This is a genomic window from Umezawaea tangerina, from assembly GCF_003002815.1.
GTDB lineage: Bacteria > Actinomycetota > Actinomycetes > Mycobacteriales > Pseudonocardiaceae > Umezawaea > Umezawaea tangerina.
This window is the reverse complement of record NZ_PVTF01000017.1, coordinates 128,597-147,464: the sequence shown is the minus strand read 5'-3', so window position 1 is coordinate 147,464 and position 18,868 is coordinate 128,597. Positions and strand designations below refer to the sequence as shown.

The 18,868-nt window shown below is 71.2% G+C and carries 21 protein-coding genes; 5 read left to right on the top strand and 16 right to left on the bottom strand.

Going from position 1 to position 18,868, the window contains the following annotated elements; genetic code table 11:
* Positions 1-43: 43 nt before the first annotated feature.
* The 3 genes from CLV43_RS40820 to CLV43_RS40810 all read right to left on the bottom strand — a co-directional run bounded on the left by CLV43_RS40820 (position 44) and on the right by CLV43_RS40810 (position 2,712).
* Positions 44-469: a pyridoxamine 5'-phosphate oxidase family protein gene (locus tag CLV43_RS40820; RefSeq protein WP_211304799.1), complete on the bottom strand. Its 426-nt coding sequence runs from the start codon at positions 467-469 to the stop codon at positions 44-46.
* Between the two features lie 86 nt (positions 470-555).
* On the bottom strand, positions 556-1,521 hold the full coding sequence (gene meaB / locus CLV43_RS40815) for a methylmalonyl Co-A mutase-associated GTPase MeaB (RefSeq protein WP_106195250.1): 966 nt from the start codon (positions 1,519-1,521) through the stop codon (positions 556-558).
* A 3-nt stretch (positions 1,522-1,524) separates the two neighbouring features.
* Complete coding sequence (locus CLV43_RS40810; RefSeq protein WP_106195248.1) at positions 1,525-2,712, bottom strand: acetyl-CoA C-acetyltransferase; 1,188 nt, start codon at positions 2,710-2,712, stop codon at positions 1,525-1,527.
* A gap of 119 nt (positions 2,713-2,831) precedes the next feature.
* Between CLV43_RS40810 and mce the strand changes: the two genes are divergently transcribed.
* The gene (gene mce / locus CLV43_RS40805) at positions 2,832-3,281 is read left to right on the top strand and encodes a methylmalonyl-CoA epimerase (RefSeq protein ID WP_106195245.1); all 450 of its coding nucleotides are present in this window, start codon (positions 2,832-2,834) and stop codon (positions 3,279-3,281) included.
* Here the strand turns inward: mce and CLV43_RS40800 are convergent.
* Together CLV43_RS40800 and CLV43_RS40795 are read right to left on the bottom strand one after the other, a co-directional pair.
* Positions 3,265-3,819: a TetR/AcrR family transcriptional regulator gene (locus CLV43_RS40800; RefSeq protein WP_106195368.1), complete on the bottom strand. Its 555-nt coding sequence runs from the start codon at positions 3,817-3,819 to the stop codon at positions 3,265-3,267. The two genes, mce and CLV43_RS40800, sit on opposite strands and share 17 nt — an antisense overlap.
* A 67-nt stretch (positions 3,820-3,886) precedes the next feature.
* Complete coding sequence (locus CLV43_RS40795; protein WP_106195242.1) at positions 3,887-4,246, bottom strand: SPW repeat protein; 360 nt, start codon at positions 4,244-4,246, stop codon at positions 3,887-3,889.
* Between the two features lie 168 nt (positions 4,247-4,414).
* Here CLV43_RS40795 and ccrA point away from each other — a divergent pair, with 168 nt between their 5' ends.
* Positions 4,415-5,761 carry a crotonyl-CoA carboxylase/reductase gene (gene ccrA, locus CLV43_RS40790; RefSeq protein ID WP_106195239.1) on the top strand — a complete coding sequence of 449 codons (1,347 nt, stop codon included), beginning with the start codon at positions 4,415-4,417 and terminating at the stop codon, positions 5,759-5,761.
* 53 nt (positions 5,762-5,814) lie between these two features.
* Complete coding sequence (locus CLV43_RS40785) at positions 5,815-7,110, top strand: chromosome segregation protein (protein ID WP_106195236.1); 1,296 nt, start codon at positions 5,815-5,817, stop codon at positions 7,108-7,110.
* A gap of 21 nt (positions 7,111-7,131) precedes the next feature.
* Here the strand turns inward: CLV43_RS40785 and CLV43_RS40780 are convergent, their stop codons facing one another.
* Together CLV43_RS40780 and CLV43_RS40775 are read right to left on the bottom strand one after the other, a co-directional pair.
* The gene (locus CLV43_RS40780; RefSeq protein WP_106195365.1) at positions 7,132-7,878 is read right to left on the bottom strand and encodes an alpha/beta hydrolase; all 747 of its coding nucleotides are present in this window, start codon (positions 7,876-7,878) and stop codon (positions 7,132-7,134) included.
* Positions 7,879-7,880: 2 nt separating this feature from the next.
* Positions 7,881-8,189 carry a hypothetical protein gene (locus tag CLV43_RS40775; RefSeq protein ID WP_106195233.1) on the bottom strand — a complete coding sequence of 103 codons (309 nt, stop codon included), beginning with the start codon at positions 8,187-8,189 and terminating at the stop codon, positions 7,881-7,883.
* A 61-nt stretch (positions 8,190-8,250) separates the two neighbouring features.
* Between CLV43_RS40775 and CLV43_RS40770 the strand changes: the two genes are divergently transcribed.
* Positions 8,251-8,460, top strand: coding sequence for an FmdB family zinc ribbon protein (locus tag CLV43_RS40770; protein ID WP_106195230.1), 210 nt, complete (start codon positions 8,251-8,253; stop codon positions 8,458-8,460).
* Here CLV43_RS40770 and CLV43_RS40765 read toward each other — a convergent pair whose 3' ends face one another.
* From CLV43_RS40765 to CLV43_RS40735, 7 genes are all read right to left on the bottom strand, one after another.
* Entirely contained in the window at positions 8,461-9,093 is a 633-nt protein-coding gene (locus CLV43_RS40765; RefSeq protein ID WP_106195227.1) for a DUF3558 family protein, read from the bottom strand.
* A gap of 45 nt (positions 9,094-9,138) precedes the next feature.
* Positions 9,139-10,914 (bottom strand): 3-hydroxyacyl-CoA dehydrogenase family protein, encoded by a 1,776-nt coding sequence (locus tag CLV43_RS40760; protein WP_106195224.1) that lies wholly within the window; start codon positions 10,912-10,914, stop codon positions 9,139-9,141.
* 108 nt (positions 10,915-11,022) lie between these two features.
* Entirely contained in the window at positions 11,023-11,709 is a 687-nt protein-coding gene (gene dhaM / locus CLV43_RS40755; RefSeq protein WP_245887369.1) for a dihydroxyacetone kinase phosphoryl donor subunit DhaM, read from the bottom strand.
* On the bottom strand, positions 11,706-12,344 hold the full coding sequence (gene dhaL / locus CLV43_RS40750) for a dihydroxyacetone kinase subunit DhaL (protein ID WP_106195362.1): 639 nt from the start codon (positions 12,342-12,344) through the stop codon (positions 11,706-11,708). Before dhaL ends, dhaM begins: the two co-directional genes overlap by 4 nt.
* A 5-nt stretch (positions 12,345-12,349) precedes the next feature.
* On the bottom strand, positions 12,350-13,351 hold the full coding sequence (gene dhaK / locus CLV43_RS40745) for a dihydroxyacetone kinase subunit DhaK (RefSeq protein ID WP_106195221.1): 1,002 nt from the start codon (positions 13,349-13,351) through the stop codon (positions 12,350-12,352).
* Between the two features lie 387 nt (positions 13,352-13,738).
* Positions 13,739-15,259: an aldehyde dehydrogenase family protein gene (locus CLV43_RS40740; RefSeq protein WP_106195218.1), complete on the bottom strand. Its 1,521-nt coding sequence runs from the start codon at positions 15,257-15,259 to the stop codon at positions 13,739-13,741.
* Positions 15,260-15,330: 71 nt separating this feature from the next.
* A complete protein-coding gene (locus CLV43_RS40735; RefSeq protein ID WP_170156238.1) occupies positions 15,331-16,344 on the bottom strand; it encodes a DUF3558 domain-containing protein in 1,014 nt (337 codons plus the stop codon).
* Positions 16,345-16,507: 163 nt separating this feature from the next.
* Here CLV43_RS40735 and CLV43_RS50255 point away from each other — a divergent pair, with 163 nt between their 5' ends.
* A complete protein-coding gene (locus CLV43_RS50255; protein ID WP_281262203.1) occupies positions 16,508-16,636 on the top strand; it encodes a hypothetical protein in 129 nt (42 codons plus the stop codon).
* Positions 16,637-16,726: 90 nt separating this feature from the next.
* Here the strand turns inward: CLV43_RS50255 and CLV43_RS40730 are convergent, their stop codons facing one another.
* Positions 16,727-16,993, bottom strand: coding sequence for a hypothetical protein (locus CLV43_RS40730; RefSeq protein WP_106195213.1), 267 nt, complete (start codon positions 16,991-16,993; stop codon positions 16,727-16,729).
* A 10-nt stretch (positions 16,994-17,003) separates the two neighbouring features.
* Positions 17,004-18,695, bottom strand: a complete 1,692-nt coding sequence (locus tag CLV43_RS40725) for a sodium:solute symporter family protein (protein WP_106195210.1) — start codon at positions 18,693-18,695, stop codon at positions 17,004-17,006.
* Positions 18,696-18,868 lie beyond the last annotated feature (173 nt).

Here is an 18,868-nt window from a genome sequence, read left to right as displayed (position 1 = left end):
GGGGCGGGGGTGGGTGGGTGGTGGGTGGCTGGCCGGCTTTGCTTCAGCCCTGGCGGGGGTGGGGGATGCGGGTGCCGTTCACCACTTCGACGGTGATGATCAGGTAGTGGTCTGTGGGGCTTTTGCCGTGGGACGGCAGTTGTAAGGCGGCTAGGCGGGTGAGCTGGTCGGGGTCGCGTACTTCGTGGGCGTGGCCTACGACGGTGACGGTCCAGCCTTCGCGCATGTCGTGGGAGACGTTGTCGATCTCGAAGGCGACGACGGCGTTGCCGGCGGCCAGGGCGGTGCTGCCTTCGGGGAGGCGGATCACCACGTCTTCGTCGTGGAGGGTGAAGGCGACGGGTTGGATCGCGGGGAGGGCGCGGTTGGTGAAGACGAGCCTGCCGATGGCGACCGAGGCGAGGAGTCCGAGGCAGTCCTGGCGGGAGAGCACTTCGAAGCCGGCGGAATCCACGTCTGCGGAGTCCACGTTCGCACCTCTCTCGGGGGATGAGCGCGGGGGGACACCCACGGTCGGCCGTTCACCCACCGTTGCCTAGAGGCGGAAGGCCCGCCTCAGGACTGGAGTCCTTCGATCAGGTGATCAGCGGCAGCATAGGGATCAAGTTCTCCGATGACGACCCGCTTCGCGAGCTGTTCGAGGGCCGCGCCGCCGCGCGGGTCGCCGAAACCGGAGCGGACGCGGGCGACGGCGATGGCCTCGATCTCGCTGGCGGCGCGGTGGGCGCGGCGGCGTTCCAGCTCGCCGTGCTCGGCCATCCAGGCGTGGTGGCCGTCGACGGCCGCGACGACCTCGTCGACACCCTGGCCCTTGGCGGCGACGGTCTTCACGATCGGCGGTCGCCAGGAGGGGCCCTCGCGGTCGCGGCGGCCGAGGGAGATCATGTACTTGAGGTCGCGGGCGGTGGCGTCGGCGCCGTCGCGGTCGGCCTTGTTGACCACGAAGACGTCCGCGACCTCCAGGATGCCCGCCTTGGCGGCCTGGATGCCGTCGCCCATCCCCGGAGCCAGCAGCACGAGGGTGGTGTCGGCGAGCGACACGACCTCGACCTCGGACTGGCCGACACCGACGGTCTCGACGAGGACGATGTCGAAGCCGGCGGCGTCGAGGACGCGCAGCGCCTGCGGGGTGGCCCAGGACAGGCCGCCGAGGTGGCCGCGGGTGGCCATGGAGCGGATGAAGACACCGGGGTCGGTGGCGTGGTCCTGCATGCGGACCCGGTCGCCGAGCAGCGCGCCGCCGGAGAACGGGGAGGACGGGTCGACGGCGAGCACGCCGACCCGCTTGCCCTGCTTGCGGTACGCGGCGACCAGCACCGACGTGGAAGTCGACTTGCCGACACCCGGCGGACCGGTCAGGCCGATCACACGGGCCCGCCCGGTCAGGGGGGCCAGGATCTCGGCGACCTCGCGCAGGTGCGGACTGGCGTCCTCCACGAGCGAGATCAGCCTCGCGACCGCGCGCGGCTGCCCATCCCGCGCGCGGTCGACCAGGTCGGATACCTCAACAGTCCGCGTCACACCTCAGACCTTAGGCACCCGCACGACGAGCGCGTCGCCCTGACCACCACCACCGCACAGCGCCGCCACGCCGACACCGCCACCGCGGCGCCGCAGCTCCAGCGCCAGGTGCAGCGCGATGCGGGCCCCGGACATGCCGATCGGGTGCCCGAGCGCGATGGCGCCGCCGTTCACGTTGACCTTGTCCTCGGACACGCCGAGCTGCCGCGCGGACACGATGCCGACCGCGGCGAACGCCTCGTTGATCTCGATGAGGTCCAGGTCGGCGGGGTCGATGCCCTCCTTGGCGCAGGCGGCCTTGATCGCGTTGGACGGCTGCTCGTGCAGGCTCGCGTCCGGACCGGCCACGACGCCGTGCGCGCCGATCTCGGCGATCCAGCTCAGCCCCAGCTCCTCGGCCTTGGCCTTGCTCATCACGACCACCGCGGCCGCGCCGTCGGAGATCGGCGAGGCGGAACCGGCGGTGATGGTGCCGTCGGCGGCGAACGCGGGACGCAGCTTGCCCAGCGTCTCCACGCTGGTGTCCGGCCGCACGCCCTCGTCGGTGCTCACCAGGACCGGCTCGCCCTTGCGCTGCGGGATGCTCACCGGCGCGATCTCCTCGGCGAACAGGCCCTTCTCGATCGCGGCGGCGGCGCGCTGGTGCGAGCGGGCGGCGAACGCGTCCTGCTGCTCGCGGGTCAGCTCGTAGCGGCTGTTGTACTTCTCCGTCGACGCGCCCATCGCGACCTGGTCGAACGCGCAGAACAGGCCGTCGTTGGCCATGTGGTCGAGCATGGTCACGTCGCCGTACTTGAAGCCGCCGCGCGACTTCTGCAGCAGGTGCGGCGCCTGCGTCATCGACTCCTGGCCGCCCGCCACGACGATGTCGAACTCGCCCGCGCGGATCAGCTGGTCGGCCAGCGCGATGGCGTCCACGCCGGAGAGGCACACCTTGTTGACGGTCAGCGCGGGCACGGTCATCGGGATGCCCGCGGCCACCGCGGCCTGCCGGGCCGGGATCTGGCCCGCGCCCGCGGTCAGCACCTGGCCCATGATCACGTACTGCACCTGCTCCGGGGCGACACCGGCCCGTTCGAGCGCCGCCTTGATCGCGACCCCGCCGAGCTGCGCGCCGGTGAAGTCCTTGAGCTGCCCGAGCAGCCTGCCCATCGGGGTACGGGCACCGGCGACGATGACGGAACCGGACACAACAGCCTCCAGGCGGTGAGCGGACGTTAACTTCGCACGATACCCAGGGTTACCGATCGGTACCCCTGTGAGGCGTCGCACAACTGCCCCTGCACCGATTCCGTCACTAGTCTGGCCCGATGCAGGAAGCACTCAGCGGTCTCGTCACCGCCATCGACCACGTCGGCATCGCGGTGCCGGACCTCGACGTCGCGATCGCGTTCTACCGCGACAACTTCGGCCTCGAGGTCGCGCACAGCGAGGTGAACGAGGACCAGGGCGTCCGCGAGGCCATGCTGCGCGCGCCCGGTGACGACGGCACCGGCCCGGCCGTGCAGCTGCTCGCGCCGCTGGACGAGACGTCGACGATCGCCAAGTTCATCAACCGCTCCGGTCCCGGCTTGCAGCAGCTGGCCTACCGGGTGTCCGATGTGGACGCCGCCGCGGAGGCCCTGCGCGGCAAGGGTCTGCGGCTGCTGTACGAGCAGGCCCGCCGGGGGACCTCCGACAGCCGGGTGAACTTCGTGCACCCGAAGGACGCGGGCGGCGTGCTGATCGAGCTCGTCGAACCGGCTAGCCGAGCGCACTAGCCACGAACGCCAGCTCGCGGTCCATCAACCGGTCCGCGTCCGGGTTGTGCCGGGCCACCGAGTGCCGGTAGCTCACGGCCAGCGCCACCAGCGCGGCGGCGCTGTCGACGTCCCGGTCGGCCGCCGCCGGGCCCGCCGCGGCGACGATGACCGCGCGGACCTGGCCCGCCAGCACGCGGTGCCGCTCGTGCAGCGCGTCGCGCACGTCCGGGTGGGTGTCCGCCTCGCGCCACAGCAGGTGCGAGAGCAGCGGGGACGCCTCGATCCGGGCGTCCAGCACCGCCACCAGCCTCGCCAGGCTGGCCGCGACGTCGCCGGGGACGACGACGTCGTCGAGGTCGACGGCCGCGTCCGGCAGGCGCGGCACCAGCGCGGTGAGCAGGTCGGGTTTGCGGCGGAAGTAGTAGTGCACCAGGCCCTTGGGCACGCCCGCGCGCTCCGCGACGCGCGACGTGGGCGTGGCGTCGAAGCCCGCCTCGGCGAACAGCTCCCCGGCGGCCACCAGGATGCGCTCGCGCGCCGACTCGTCCTCGGCCATGAAGGGCTCCTCACCCGCGAAGGGGCCCACAACCGCTGGGTTGTGGGCCCGGATGGTCGTCGACCGCTCAGTGCTGGCCCGCCAGCCCCGAGTGCGCCGCGTTCGCCGCGGGCAGCGCGACCGCGCCCGCCGCGGCGGTGAGCACCCCGGCGACCCACGACGTCCACGCGGCGCCGGTCAGGTCGCTGTAGCCGATCACCCACGGCGAGATGAACAGCAGCGCTCCCAGCACGATCTGGAACCACTCGCCGTACACCACCGCGGGAGCCGCGAGCGACACCAGTCCGTCGATCGCGATCAGCGCGCCGAGCACGATCATCGTCCACATCGCGCCCGTCGTCGTGTCCGCGACCGTCGGGGTCAGCAGCACCACGACGCCCAGCACGACCTCGGCCCAGTCCTGCCACCTCGTCCAAGCCTTGTCCATGGCCAAACCTCCACGTCCTTCAGGGACACCTCCGATGCTCCGCCTTGATTGGCCGCCCGGTCAACATTACTTTCCGTGCCCTGCCTCACATCGCCCGATCTGAATCGGTTACTCGTCGGTAACGTCCCGCACCCAGCGACTTCCGCTCCTCAGCCCGATACTCCTCACATGGGAGGACACGCCGTGCAGAAGATCCTCGACGCGATCCTGGCCGACGAGCTCGACGCCATCGCGACCCTTCCCGTGCCCGAGAGCTACCGCGGCGTCACGGTGCACGAGGAGGACACCGCGATGTTCGACGGCGTCGCCACCAAGGACAAGGACCCGCGCAAGTCGCTGCACCTCGACGACGTGCCGACCCCGGAGCTCGGCCCCGGCGAGGCGCTCGTGGCCGTGATGGCCAGCGCGATCAACTACAACACCGTGTGGACGTCGATCTTCGAGCCGATGTCGACGTTCGGGTTCCTCAAGCGGTACGGCAAGTCCTCGCCGCTGGCGCTGAAGCACGACCTGCCCTACCACGTGGTCGGCTCCGACCTGGCGGGCGTCGTGCTGCGCACCGGCCCCGGCGTGAACGCCTGGAAGCCCGGCGACCGCGTGGTCGCGCACTGCCTGGACGTGCAGCTGGAGCACGCCGACGGGCACAACGACACGATGCTGGACCCGGAGCAGCGGATCTGGGGCTTCGAGACGAACTTCGGCGGCCTGGCCGAGCTGGCGCTGGTGAAGTCCAACCAGCTCATGCCGATGCCCGACCACCTCACCTGGGAGGAGGCCGCCTCCCCCGGCCTGGTCAACTCGACCGCGTACCGGCAGCTGGTGTCCGCCAACGGCGCGAACATGAAGCAGGGCGACACCGTGCTGATCTGGGGCGCGTCCGGCGGGCTCGGCTCCTACGCCACGCAGTTCGCGCTCAACGGCGGCGCGACGCCGATCTGCGTCGTGTCCAGCCCGGAGAAGGCGGAGCTGGTGCGGTCGATGGGCGCGGAGCTGATCATCGACCGCAGCGCCGAGGGCTACCGGTTCTGGAAGGACGAGCACGAGCAGGACCCCAAGGAGTGGAAGCGGTTCGGCTCGCGGATCCGCGAGCTGACCGGCGGCGACGACCCGGACATCGTGTTCGAGCACCCCGGCCGCGAGACGTTCGGCGCCAGCGTGTTCGTGGCGCGCAAGGGCGGCACGATCGTCACCTGCGCCTCGACGAGCGGGTTCCTGCACCAGTACGACAACCGGTACCTGTGGATGAGCCTCAAGCGGATCGTCGGCTCGCACTTCGCGAACTACCGCGAGGCCTGGGAGGCGAACCGCTTGGTCGCCAAGGGGAAGATCCACCCCACGGTGTCCAAGGTGTACTCGTTGGAGGAAACCGGACAAGCCGCGCACGACGTGCACCGCAACGCCCACCAGGGCAAGGTCGGCGTGCTGTGCCTCGCGCCCGCCGAAGGCCTCGGCGTGCGCGACCACGAGCTGCGAGCGGCGCATTTGCCGCACATCAACCGGTTCCGCGGCGTGTAAGCAAGACCATGTCGGGGTGACGGGCGAGGCCCCCCAACGGGTAGCGTGGTGCCATGGGCCTCGCCGACGATCGTGACCTCGTCCCGCTGGGATCCGGCTTCGACATCGCCAAGCGCGGGTACGACAAGGGCCAGGTCGAGGACCACCTCGAGCGGCTCGACTCGGACCTCCGACTGCTTGCCGCCGACCGCGACGCCGCGGTCTCCCAGACCAACGACCTGGCCCGCCAGCTCGAGGCCGCCCGCTCCGAGATGGCCGAGCTGCGCGGCCAGGTCGACCGGCTCTCCATGCCGCCGAGCACGCTGGAAGGCCTGAGCGAGCGGTTGCAGCGCATGCTGCGCCTCGCCCAGGAAGAGGCGAACGAGATCAAGGCGCGCGCCGAGGCCGAGGGCGGGCACATCCGCACCAAGGCCGAGGGCGAGGCCGGGGTGCTGCGCACCCGCTACGAGAAGCTGATCGCCGAGCTCGACCAGCGGCGCGCCGACCTGGAGGCCGAGCACCGCGGCGTGCTGGAGAAGGCGCAGGCCGACGCCGAGAAGATCACCGCGGAGGCGGCCAAGGCCGCGGCCGTCGTGGTCGAGGAGGCGGAGAAGCGGCGGTTGACGGTCGAGGAGGACTTCGAGATCGCCATGGCCGCCCGCCGGGTCGAGGCGATGAGCACGCTCGCCGAGCAGGAGGCCGCCAGCAAGGCCGAGGCGGACCGGCGGCTGCGGGAGTCCCAGGAGGAGTCGGCCCGGATCCGGGCGCAGATCTCCCAGGAGCAGGCCGCCAGCAACGCCGAGGCGCAGCGGCTGGTGCGGGAGGCGACCGAGGAGGCGAACCGGCGTCGGCACGACTCGATCTCCGAGGCGACCGCACGGGTGCAGGAGGCCACGGACGAGGCGCACCGCCGGGTCCGGGAGGCCACCGAGGAGGCCAACCGCCGCGTGACGCAGGCGGGGAAGCAGGTCGAGGCGTTGGCGCAGCTGCGCAACGGCTTGGCGCAGCAGCTCCGCAGCGCGCGCACCGCGCTCCAGGACATCGCGCCGCTGCTGGACCCGCTGGACGTGGAGAAGGAGCATGCCGCGGCCAAGGCGGAGGCCCAGGCCGCACCCGTTCCGACGGCGCCCGCGCAGGCGAAGCCCGCGGAACAGCCCAAGCCTGCGGGGCAGGCGAAGCCGGTGGAGCAGCCGAAGCCGGTGGACGCCAAGCAGGCCGAGGCCAAGACGGAGATCGCCGCGCCGGTGGGCGAGACCGTCGACCTGGCCAAGCCCGCGGACGCCAAGCCCGCGGACGCGGAGCCCGTCGTGAGCCCCGACGAGGCGACGCGGAAGATCAGCAAGCCGACCCCGGCGGCCAACCGCCGCTGACATCGGGGCAGGTGGCGGTCCCTACGCCTCGACGATGACGACCTGGCGCTTCTCGCAGGGCCCGTCCCAGTCGCGGGCCAGCGGCGTGCGCACCTCCGGGGCCACGGCGTCGACGATGGCGTCGAGCACCTTCTCCGAGTGGCCGACCATCAGGTGCCGGGCACCGGGGAAGGCGACGACCTCGGCGGCGGGGACGACGCCGAACCGCCGCTCGGCCTCGTCCGGCTTCAGGTAGTCGTCGAACTCGGGGACCAGGCACACGACCGGCTTCTGCGAGGCCGCCCACACGCCGAGCTGTTCCGGGGTGCTCCACCGCAGCGGCGGGGAGATCAGCACGGCTCCGCGCACCTCGGGCAGGCACCCGTGCATGAGGGCGAGGTCCGTCCCGAACGACCAGCCGACCAGCCAGACGTCCGGCAGCCCGCGGGTCGCGACGAACTCCAGCGCGGCGGCCACGTCCAGCCGCTCCCCCACCCCGTCGTCGAACGCGCCCTCGCTGCGGCCCGCCTCGCTCGCGGTGCCGCGGGTGTTGAAGCGGAGCACGGCGAGGTCCGCCAGCGCGGGCAGCCGCCAGGCGGCCTTGCGGTAGAGGTGCGAGTCCATCATCCCGCCGTGCGTGGGCAACGGGTGCAGCAGCACCAGCGTGGCGCGCGGCTCGCGGTCGGCGGGCAGGGACAGCTCCCCCACCAGCGACAGGCCGTCGGCGGTCCTCAACCGCACGTCCTCGCGGCGGGCGGGCAACACCGTGTTGGCCGAGACGCGGACCACGTTCACCACCGTCCAGCGGGCCGTCGACGGCCGCGCGAGTTCCAGCAACCCTGGTGCCAGTGCCTGCGTTCCTCCACCGAGCCGTAGTCCGCGGCGGGCCAGGCGACCACGTGCGGCGTGCCGGGGCGGATCTCGTGGTCGCAACCGGGACACCGGTAGAACTTCGTGGTCTGCGCACCGGGGACGTTGCGGACCAGCCACTCGCCGTCCGGTGCCGACTCGCTGCGGGCCCAGCCGACGCCGCCACCCAGCGGGCGGGAGTCGTCGCCGCCGTCCGACGAGGGTCGCTTGGGGTGGTTGCGGCGGGGCACGGGGCACCAGAGTACCGATGGGTGCTGGTCGGACCCGCCACCCGGCGGGGATGATGGGCGGGTGCCGACCTACGAGTTCCGCTGCAAGTCCTGTGGTTCCACCTTCGACGTCAACCGCTCGATGGCCGAGTCGTCCGACCCGGCGACGTGCCCCGACGGCCACACCGACACCGTGAAGCTGCTGTCCGTGCTGGGTCTCGCGGGGAACGCCGCGGCGCCCGCCGGTGGTGGGGGCGGCGGCGGTTGCTGCGGCGGGGGCTGCTGCGGCTGACTACGGTTCCTTCGACAGCAGCACCTCGGCGAGGTGCTTGCCCTGGTCGCAGATGGGGCCGTACTTGTTCGAGCCGTCGATGACGATGATGCCGAGACCGCCCGCCGCGTAGTCGAGGACCAGTACGCAGGACGGCTGGACCTCGGCGTCGGTGGAGCGGTCGAGGTAGGTGACCTTGTGGCCGTTGAGGTCGTACTCGCCGGTGTTCTGCTGCAGGGCCAGCGGCTTGCCCGCGCGGTAGCGCAGCGTCACGCCGACGTCGAGGCTGCCGGACTTGGTCTGCCACTTGCACGACTGGTCGTAGGTCGGGTCGTAGTCGCGGTCGGTGGGCGGGCCCGCCTTGTCCGTGCCGGTGTAGGGCATGTCACCCCAGCCGACGAGGCCGCACAGGTTCGACACCGGGTCCGCGGGCGTGTCGGAGGACGACGTCGGGGGCGTGCCGCTGCCCGAGGTCGTCGGCGGCGCGGACTCCGAGGGGTCCACCGACGACGACGGGTCGTTGCCGCTGTCGGTGGAGAAGGGGGAGTCTATGTCCAGCCGCTGCTCGGCCACCGGGGTTCCGCGCACCGTGTAGGCGCATCCTGTGGTGAGCCCGAGCACCACGACCAAGAGCGAGATCAACGCGCGCCGCATACCCACCACCATGCCAAACGACGGTACCTGCGCGCTCGGCGGCCCTCAGCCGTAGTCGCGGAAGCCCTTGCCCGTCTTGCGCCCCAGCCTGCCCGCGGTGACGAGGTGCTCCAGCAGCGGCGCGGGCGCGAACCCGGCCTCCCGGAACTCCAGGTACAGCGAGCGCTCGATGGCCAGCGACACGTCGAGGCCGACGACGTCGAGCAGCTCGAACGGCCCCATCGGCAGCCCGCAGCCGACCTTCATGGCGTTGTCGATGTCGGCGGCGTCGGCGTAGTGCGCCTCCAGCATCTTCACCGCGTCGTTGAGGTAGGGGAACAGCAGCGCGTTGACGATGAACCCGGCCCGGTCGCCGCAGTGCACCGGCACCTTGCCCAGGTCGAGGCACACCTCGCGGGCCGTCGCGACGACGTCGGCGTCGGTGGCGATCGTGTCGACGACCTCGACCAGCTTCATGACCTGCGCCGGGTTGAAGAAGTGCAGCCCGACGACGTCACCGGGCCTGGTGGTGGCCGCGGCGCACTCGACCACCGGCAGCGAGGACGTGGTGGTGGCCAGCACCGCGCCCGGCTTGCACACCTCGTCCAGCGCCTGGAACACGGCCTTCTTCACGGTCAGGTCCTCGGCCACGGCCTCGACGAGCAGGTCGCAGTCGGCCAGGTCCTTGAACTCCACCGCGGTGCTCACGCGGCCGAGCGCGGCGGCGGCGTCCACATCGGACAGCTTGCCCTTGGACACGGCCCGGTCCAACGACTTGCGCACCTTGGCCAGCGCGGCGTCGGCCTTGTCGGCCGTGCGGGCCCGCAGCACGACGTCGTAGCCGCGCTTGGCGAACACCTCGACGATCCCGGTCGCCATCGTGCCGGTGCCGACCACGCCGACCCGGCGCACCTCGCGCACCGAGTCGTCGTCGGCCGCGGCGGCGGGGGTGTGCGCGTCGGGCACGACGGTCGGCGAGTCGGGGGCGTCGTAGGTGTAGAAGCCGCGGCCGCTCTTGCGGCCCAGCAGCCCGGCGGTGATCATCTGCTTGAGCAGCGGCGCCGGGGCGTGCAGCCGGTTGCGGGACTGGTGGTACATCGTGTCGAGGATCTCGTAGGCGGTGTCCAGCCCGATGAGGTCCAGCAGCGCCAACGGTCCCATCGGGTAGCCGCAGCCGTACCGCATGGCCGCGTCGAGGTCTTCCCTTGTGGCGTAACGGGACTCGTACATCCGCACGGCGTGGTTGAGGTAGCCGAACAGCAGCGCGTTGGCGATGAACCCGGCCCGGTCGCCGATCACGACGGGCGCCTTGCCGAGCTGTTCGACCAGCGCGACGACGTCGGTGACGACCTCGGGCTCGGTGACGACCGACCGGATGACCTCCACCAGCTTCAACACCTGCGTGGGGTTGAAGAAGTGCATGCCGACGACCTTGCCCGGCCGCCCGGTGTGCACGCCGATCTCGGTGATCGACAGCGACGACGTGTTGGACGCGAACACCGTGTCGGGACCGCAGATCCCGTCCAGCGCGGCGAACACGGCGGCCTTGAGCTCCATCCGCTCCGGCACGGCCTCGACCACCAGGTCGCACTCCGCGAGGTCGGCCAGCTCCGTCGTGGTGGTGATCCGGCCGAGCAGCACGGCCTTCCCGGCCTCGTCGAGCTTGCCGCGCGCCACCGCCCGCGACGTCGAGTGCTCCAGGTGGCCGAGCCCGCGGGCCAGGCCCTCTTCGTTCACGTCGACCGCGATCACGGTGAGGCCGGTGCGGGCGAGCACCTCGGCGATACCGGCACCCATCGTGCCGAGTCCGACCACTCCGACCGTGCTGAACTGGCGCGCCACAACGACCTCCCGTGCCACGGCTACCGAACGGTAACTTGTCGCGACTATGCCACGGTCCGGCCGTCCCACCGGGTGAGCTTCACCATCGGGATCGAGCAAGTCATCGATTCACTCGTCGAATCCGCGCTCCGCCAGTTCCTCCACGCGCCGCAGCGCCTCGTCGGCGTCCTTGCCGCTGGCCACGACCTCGATGCGCGCGCCTTCCGGAGCGCCCAGGCCCATCAGGGCGAGCACGCTCTTCGCGTCGGCCTCCTCGCCGCCGAACCGCACCACGACGTCCGCGTCCAGCTCCGCGACCGTGCGCGCCAGCAGCGCGGACGGCCGGGCGTGCAGCCCTACCTCGTTGGTCAGCACCACGTCGAGCCGGGAGGCGTTCGTCACCAGCCGCAGCGACGGCCGGACCGCCGGGTTCGGCGCGCCGGGCGCCGCGCCCACCGCCGCCTGGGCGACGACCGCCAGGCCCGCGCCGCCCTGCGCGGACACCGCGGCGGCGACCGCGCCCTCCACGATCGGCGCGTCGACGACGACCACCTGGCGGTCCTCCGCGTCCTCGGCCGCCATGTCGGCGACCATCCTGGCGCTGCCGAGGTCGTAGAGCACCACCACGCCCGCGCCGGCGTCCGCCTCGACCACGGCACCGGTGACGGTCGCGTAGTCCGTGCCGAGACCGCCGTCGCCGTCACCGCCCGCGGCGACCACGACGACGTCCGGGGCCATCTGGGCCGCCAGCTCGGCGACCCCCTCGGCCAACCGCCTGCTGTGCGAGACGAGGACCAGGCCGACCCGCGTGGTCACCGGACCCCGCTCGCCACGTCGGCGAACGTCCGCAGCAGCAGCGACGTCGAGCGCGCACCCGGATCCAAGTGCCCGACGCTGCGTTCGCCCAGGTAGGACGCGCGGCCCTTGCGGGCGACCAGGAGCACCGTCGAGTCCGCGCCCTCGGCCGCCGCCTCGGCGGCCGCCTTGAGCAGGGTGGGCACGTCCTCGCCGCGCCCGGCGGCCTCCTCGGCCGCCCGGACGGCGGGCAGCAGCGCGTCCACCATCGTCTTGTCGCCCAGCTCTGCCTTGCCGCGGGCGACCACGCCGTCCAGCGCCGCGCGCAGCGCCTTCGCCACGAGGTCCGCGTCCAGCTCGGCGGCGTCCTTCACCGCCGTCGCCGCGCGCAGGAACGCCGTGCCGTAGAGCGGCCCGGCCGCCCCGCCGACCTTGGAGATCAACGTGGTCGCCGCGAGCTTCAGCACCCCGCCCGGCGAGTCCGGCGCGTCCCGCTCCAGCGCGGTCACCAGCGCGCCGAACCCGCGGTTCATGTTCTCGCCGTGGTCGCCGTCGCCGATCTCCCGGTCGAGCGTGCTCAGCTCGACCCGGTGCTCCTCGAGCACCTGGCTCGCCGCCCGCATGACGACCGCCACCCCGTGCGCGGAACAGGCCACCACGGTCAGACCCCCCAGCGCAGCGCCGCGGTGTGCACGGGCGCGTCCCACAGGTCGACCAGCTCGTCGTCCAGCTTCAGCAGGGTCAGGCTCATGCCCTGCATCTCCAGACTGGTCACGAAGGGCCCGACCAGACGCCGTTCCACCACGACTCCCCGTTCCGCCAGCAACCGCTCCGCGATGCCGTGCGCCAAGTACAGCTCGATCAGCGGGGTCCCGCCCATCGAGTTCGTGAACAGCAGGACCCGGTCGCCCTCGGCGAACGGCAGGTCCTCGAGGATCGGGTCCAGCAGGCTCTTGACCATCTCGTCGGCCGTCCCCAACGGCACCCGGCGCCTGCCCGGCTCGCCGTGGATGCCGATGCCGAGCTCGATCTCGTCGTCGGCCAGGGTGAAGCTGGGCACGCCCGCGTGCGGCACGATGCCCGACGCCAGCGCCAGCCCCATCGACCGCACCTGGGCGACCACCTTGCGGGCCAACGCCTCGCAACCGTCGAGGTCGACCCCGCGCTCGGCCGCCGCACCGACGATCTTCTCCAGCAGCAGCGTCCCACCGACCCCGCGCCTGCCCGCCGTGTACAGCGAGTCCGTCACCGCCACGTCGTCGTCGATCACGACGGTGCGCACCTCGACGCCGTCCGCCTCGGCCAGCTCGGCCGCGGTCTCGAAGTTGAGCACGTCACCGGTGTAGTTCTTCACGATCAGCAGAGCGCCGACACCGCCGTCGGTCATGGCGAGCGCCGCCTGCACCTGGTCGGGCGTGGGCGAGGTGAACACGTGACCGGGACACGCCGCGTCGAGCATGCCCTTGCCGACGAACCCGCCGTGCATGGGCTCGTGACCGGCACCACCACCGGAGATGATGGCGACCTTGCGCGACACCGGGGCGTCCGCCCGCACGACCACGGCGGGGTCGAGCTGGACCCTGATGAGGTCCGGGTGCGCCGAGGCCATCCCCCGCAAGGACTCCTCGACCACAGTGGACGGATCGTTGATGATCTTCTTCATCGTGCCCTCCGATCGTCGCTGACCGAATGCCATTAGTACCCCACGTGGGCGTTTGCCGTAACGGTCGAAGTGCCTCGATCGGGTGGGGTGGGGGTGTCGGGGGTGGGGTTGGGGGGAAGTGCGAAGCCCGGCCCCCGGTGCGCGATTGTCTCAATGCCTCACCCTTGGTTGTCAAGACGATAAAGCCATCTTGACAAACAAGGGTGAGGCAGGAGGGCGCTGTGTATCGGGGGCGGGAGGGGGTCTGGCTTCGCCAGCATCAGGCTGCGCCTGACACAGGGCATCGGCTGGCGCCGACAAGGCCCCAGGCGCTCCGCGCCGGATGCGCGCTGGCGGGCTGCACCCATCGGGGTGGGCCGGGTGGGTGGGGGGGTGGGTCGGCTGCTGTTAGCGGCCGTAGAGGAGGCGGGCCAGGCGGACTACGTGGCGGACGGTGCGGGTGCCGCGGTCGTAGGTCATGGGGTTGAGGAGGGCGCGGAAGCGGAGGCGGGTTACGGCTTGGGGGGTGGCGAATTCGCGGAGGCCGTCGTCGCCGTGGATGCGGCCGAAGCCGGAGTCGCCGATGCCGCCGAAGGGGAGGCCGGGCATGGCGGCGAAAGCGAGTACGGCGTTGACGGAGACCATGCCGCAGTGCATCTTGCGGGCCAGTTCCTCGCCGCGGGTGCGGGAGAAGACCGAGCCGCCGAGGCCGTAGCGCAGGGCGTTGGCGAGGCGGACGCCCTCGTCGGCGTCGGGCACCCTGGTGATCACCAAGGTCGGCCCGAAGGTCTCCTCGGTGACGGCGCGGGAGTCCTCGGGGACGTCGACGAGCACGATGGGCTCGACGTAGGGCGGGCGGATCGAGTCGAGGCCGCCGACGACGGCGCGGCCGCCGCGGTCGAGGGCGTCCTGGACGTGGGCCTGGATGACCTCGACCTGGCGGGGCATGGTGATCGGGCCGAACGACGCGTTGGGCTCGCCGCCGGGACGGAGCTTGGCGGCCTGCTTGGTGACCAGCTCGATGAACTCGTCGGCCACGGGCTCCGCGACGTAGACCCGTTCGACACCCGCGCAGCTCTGGCCCGCGTTGAAGATCCCGCCCCACACGGCCGCCGCGGCGGCGGCCTTCACGTCGGCGTCGTCGGCGACGATCAGCGCGTCCTTGCCGCCGCACTCGACGAGCACCGGGGTGAGCGACTCGGCGCAGGCAGCCATGACCTTCTTGCCGGTCGGCGTCGACCCGGTGAACGCGACCTTGTCCACACCCGCCTGGCACAGCGCGGCGCCGGTCTCGCCGAAACCGGTGACGACCTGGAACACCCCGGCGTGCTCCGCGGCGGCCTCGCCGAACGTCCTGGCCATGAACTCGCCGACACCGGGGGTGAACTCGCTGGGCTTGAAGACCACGGCGTTGCCCGCCGCGAGCGCGTAGGCGATCGAGCCCATCGGCGTGAACGCCGGGTAGTTCCACGGGCCGATCACGCCGACGACGCCGAGCGGCTTGTACTCGAGGCTGGCGGCGTGGTTGTACATGAGCATGCCCGGTGACACGCGGCGTTTGCCGAGCACGCGGCTCGCGTTGCGGGTGGCCCAGTGGACGTGGTCGATGACCAGGGTCAGCTCGGTGCGCGCGTCGTCGGCGGACTTGCCGGTCTCGCTGCTGATCAGCGCCTGGAACTCGTCGAGCCTGCGGACCAGGAGCTTGCGCCACGCGTCGAGCCGGGCGCGGCGGCCGTCGAACCCGAGCTCGGCCCACCCGACGGCGGCGGAGCGCGCGGCCAGCACGGCGGCCCGGACGTCCTCGGCGGTGTGCACCGGGTGGTGGCCGACGACCTCGCCGGTGCGGGGGTCCAACGAGGCGAACCGCGCTTCGGCGTCCACGACGGCGGACTCGGCTGAGTCGGACCCCGTTGGGGCGGTTTGCGTCATGAGCCCTCCAAGGTGTGCGGTGCGGCCGGTTACCCAAGAGTAGGGGAATTCGCCGCCCCCGTGAGCCCCAGTCAGGCCTTCGGGATCTTGGGGAGCAGCGCCTTGGCGAACGCCTGCGCCTTCGCGCACCGGTCGAACTCGGACTTCTTGGGTCCGGCCGACTTCACCTCGACGACCTCGCCGTCGTTGTCCTGCCCCTTGAGCTGGACCCACCGCAGCGTGCACGACGGGTAGGACGTGCTGCTCTCCACCTGGTAGGCCTTCACGCCGCCGAGGTCGACGTCGACCTGCTTGGGGTCGAACTTGTCGTCCTTGGGCACGTAGCCGCCGCGGAAGTCCAGGGTGACCTCGGCGTCCGAGCCGACCCACGAGCAGTTGTGCAGGCCGTACGGGTAGACGCGGGGCGACTCCTTCGCCGCGTCGGCGACGGCGGCGTCGGAGGGCAGCTCGCACGGGTCCAGCGTGATCAGGGAGCCCTTGGCGGCGGTCCGCGCGACGGCCTTGCCCTTGGCGAGCTTCACCACCGACTCGGCGATCTTGCGGCCGGGCTCGCACCCGTCGCCGTCCTTGTAGCCGACCTGCACGGTGATGCCGATGCCCGGATCCTCCTGGGTGATCACCGTGACGAAGCAGGCGCTGCCCTCCAGCACCTGCTCGTAGCTGTTGAGCCCGGCGAGCTTCTTGTCCGCCTTCTCGACCTCGCTGGTCAGCGTCTGGCCGACCTCGATGGTGATCGAGAGGTCCTTGCCCGCCTTGTCCTTCATGAAGTTGGAGCACCGGGTGAACCCGCCGGGCACCGCCTCGTCAGGCTTGCCGAGCTCCTTGAGCGTGTCGGCGTCCAGCAGCTTGCACGGGTCGACGAGCCGGAGCTTGTCCACGGCGAACGCCGGGTCGACCGGCTTGCCCGAGCCGGTGGAACCCGATCCGGGGTCGGTGGACGGGTCGGTCATCCCCTTGGCTGCCTGGACGGTGCTGCGCGGGAACGGCGGCTTCTTCGCCAGCGCGTCCGACCCGCACCCGGCCAGCATGGTGAGCGCGCAGAGGGCGGCGGCGACCGCGGGAACGCGGCGGGCGAGACGGGGCACGAGGTGCACGGTAGCGAGCGATCGGGCCGGACACCGAGCGAACCCGGCAGTTGGTGTCCAACCGGACACCGTGGGCGTGGGCGGGGTCACGGACAGGTTCGGGAACGATTCAGAAGATCGACGCGATGTACAGGGTGGAAGGTTTTCCCACAGGAAGGACAGCATGACCGCGAAGCACCGCATCAGGCGTTCGACGATGGGCCGCACGGTCGGCCGCGCGTTCCGCTGGATCGACGACTGGACCGTCGAGGCGTTCAACCCCATCTACCCGCACCACAAGCGCAGGTCGTGAGGGGCCGGGGCTGAGCCCCGACCCCCCACCGGCGCGCGGCGTCCGAAAGCTCCGGCTTTCGCCGGTCGTGACCGGTCGCGGAGCCGGGGGCTAGTGCACCCCGCCCGGCTCGGCCTCCGGGACCTCCTCCGGCACGACCAGCGGCTTGGTGAACGTCCAGGCCGCGAACACCGCGGCCAGCACGAACATCCCGATGCCGGACCACAGGTTGATGTTGAGCCCGTCGGCCTTCGCGAGGTCCTCGTCGCTGGTGAACGCGAGACCCACGACGGTCAGCACGACCCCGTAGATGCCGAACAGCACGGCGATGATCAGGCGCAGGTCGAACAGACCCGCCTTCTGCCCCTTCTCGGCCATCTCTGCCTCCTCAGCCGAAGATGATGTAGAGCGCGGTGGTCAGGACGAGCACGCCGCCGCCGAGCAGCGCGGGCGAGCGGTACCAGCCCGCGTCGTCGCCGGTGGTGGAGTGCGTGCGGTCCGCCTTCGGCGTGAGGCTGTAGACCAGCCCGCCGAGCTGCTTCTCCGGCACGGGTTTCGTGAACATCGTGACCACGACGCTGACCACGATGTCGAGCACGAACGCCACGCTGGCGCCGACGAAGCTGGCGCCCTGGCCCGGCAGGTCGAGCACGCCGAGCAGCTTCGGGTCCGCCATCACGAAGATCACGACGGCGCCGAGCGTGCCCGCCACCAGGCCGATCCAGCCCGCCGCCGCGGACATCCTCTTCCAGAACATGCCGAGGATGAACGTGGCGAACAGCGGCGCGTTGAAGAACGAGAACAGCGCCTGGATGTAGTCCATGATGTTGCCGTAGCCGGAGGCGATGAACGCCGTGCCGATCGCGATGATCGTGCCGCCGAGGGTCGCCAGCCGTCCGACCCGCAGGTAGTACTCGTCAGGCCGGTCCTTGCGGACGTAGTCCTGCCACAGGTCGTAGGTGAACACCGTGTTGAACGAGCTGACGTTCGCCGCGACACCGGCCATGAACGACGCCAGCAGACCGGTGATCGCGATGCCGAGCATGCCGTTGGGCAGCAGCTCGCGGATGAGCAGCGGCAGCGTCTCGTTGTAGGTGATGCCGTTGGCGTCGCCGCCCTCGTTGAGCGCCTGCACCTGCGGGATCACCACGGCCGCGATCATGCCGGGGATGATGATGATGAACGGGATCAGCGCCTTGGGGAACGCGCCGATGATCGGCGTGCGCCGGGCGGCGGACATGCTCTTCGCCGACAGCGCGCGCTGCACCTCGGCGAAGTTCGTCGTCCAGTAGCCGAACGACAGCACGAAGCCGAGGCCGAACACGATGCCGATGACGCTGAGCACCGGGTTGGAGATGCCGGTCAGCTCGGTGGCGGGCCAGGCACCCAGCTCCTCGCCCGCGCCCTTCGCGGTCAGCTTGTCGACCAGGCCGTTCCAGCCGCCGACCTTGTGCAGGCCGACGATCGTCAGCGGCAGCAGCGCCGCGACGATCACGAAGAACTGGAGCACCTCGTTGTAGATCGCGGCGGACAGGCCGCCGAGGGTGGTGTAGGTCAGCACGACCAGCGCGGCGATCACGATCGACAGCGGGATCGGCCAGCCCAGCAGCAGGTTGAGCAGCAGCGCCAGCGCGTAGAGGTTGACGCCCGCGATGAGGACCTGGGCGAGCGCGAAGCTCAGCGCGTTGACGAGGTGCGCGCCGGTGCCGAAGCGGCGGCGCAGGAACTCGGGGACGCTGCGCACCTTCGAGCCGTAGTAGAACGGCATCATGACCAGGCCGAGGAACACCATGGCCGGGATCGCGCCGATCCAGTAGTAGTGCACGGTCGGCAGGCCGTACTGGGCGCCGTTGGCCGCCATGCCCAGCAGCTCGATCGCGCCGAGGTTCGCGGAGATGAACGCCAGACCCGTGACCCAGGCCGGGAGCGACCGCCCGGACAGCAGGAAGTCCAAGCTCGTGGACACCGAGCGTCTCGCCATGACGCCGATGCCGAGGACCACCGCGAAGTAGATCACCAGCAACACGTAGTCGAGCGGATTCGCGTCGAGCCGAAGATCCGCCTGAGCCAGTACGGGCACCTTCGCCCACCTCCCAAACGTGCCAACCGAACGAACAAACTCAAACAAGAAACATCAGAAGTGGACGCTACCGGAGAGCGTTGACACCGCCTTGATCGGACGCTAGTTCACCTCGGACCTGCGCGCCGATCAGTGATCGACCGGTCGGGATTTGAACGCGACACCGCACATCC